Origin of the sequence: Nocardioides dubius (assembly GCF_039528155.1) — a bacterium.
Lineage (GTDB): Bacteria > Actinomycetota > Actinomycetes > Propionibacteriales > Nocardioidaceae > Nocardioides > Nocardioides dubius.
This window is the reverse complement of the sequence record NZ_BAAALG010000007.1, coordinates 156406-157241: the sequence shown is the minus strand read 5'-3', so window position 1 is coordinate 157241 and position 836 is coordinate 156406. Positions and strand designations below refer to the sequence as shown.

Genomic DNA, 836 nt, shown 5'->3' with positions numbered 1-836 from the left:
GGTCAGGCGGTGGCTCAGAAGTTGGCCGGAGCGGTCGCCTCGGTGGTGCTCGACGTCCCGCTGTGCGAGGTGATCACGATCTCGCAGGAGCCGGGGGCGGTGCAGTCGAGCGTGGACGGCTGGCCCCAGAAGACCGGGTTCAGCGGGTTGTAGTGGTTGTTGACGCCGTTCTCGTAGGCGACGAAGGCCGCAGAGAGGTTGCCGCTGCCGTCGGTGGTGGTGTCGGTGAACTCGCCGCAGGCCGGGATCGCGAGCAGGCCGTAGGTGTCAGTCGAGCAGAGGCCGACCCGGAGGTCGGCGTTGGCCGCGAAGCCGGTTCCGGTCACGGTGGCCGTGGTGGCGTCGACCAAGGGGGTCGGCGAGACCGCGGTGATCGTGCCGGCGGCGAACGCAGGCATCGCGGAGAGCGCGGCGACTGCGGCGGCGCCACCGATGGCGGCGCTGAGCTTGGTGGCGCGAGTGATCCGGGTACGGGTGCCATTTGACATGGTGCAACCTCATTCCTAGCGTGCAGATCGGCCCTGTTGCCGATCCGTGTTTGCCGCACCCCTCGGGGTGCGGTGTGGGTGAGGCGACGGGGTGGGCTGGGGTTTGCTCTTGTCCGGGGCGGCCCCAGCCGCTCAAACGCTTGTCGCCTCGATTCGGCGGACCACGGCTCGTTACCCACTTAGGTAAGGCAAGCCTAATTTGATCCGCTCGCACGATAGCGATGCCGATTTCGGGCCGTCAAGGCTTCTCGGCCGGTTTATGTGCACTTTGTCTATTTTCTTGAGCACGCGCCGGCGCTATGCGAGAACGGGCCCTGGGTGGCCTTCGCTCAGGGCGAAGGCCACCCA

General features: G+C 67.2%; 1 protein-coding gene. It reads right to left on the bottom strand.

Annotation, left to right across the window (positions count from 1 at the left end; all coding sequences use genetic code 11):
- Nucleotides 1-14 precede the first annotated feature (14 nt).
- Nucleotides 15-488: a hypothetical protein gene (locus ABD151_RS09485; protein ID WP_343993650.1), complete on the bottom strand. Its 474-nt coding sequence runs from the start codon at nucleotides 486-488 to the stop codon at nucleotides 15-17.
- Between the last annotated feature and the right edge of the window lie 348 nt (nucleotides 489-836).

Coding starts and splice junctions, on each gene's coding strand:
- ABD151_RS09485 (WP_343993650.1), bottom strand. CDS start 488: ATGTCAAATGGCACCCGTACCCGGATCACTCGCGCCACCAAGCTCAGC.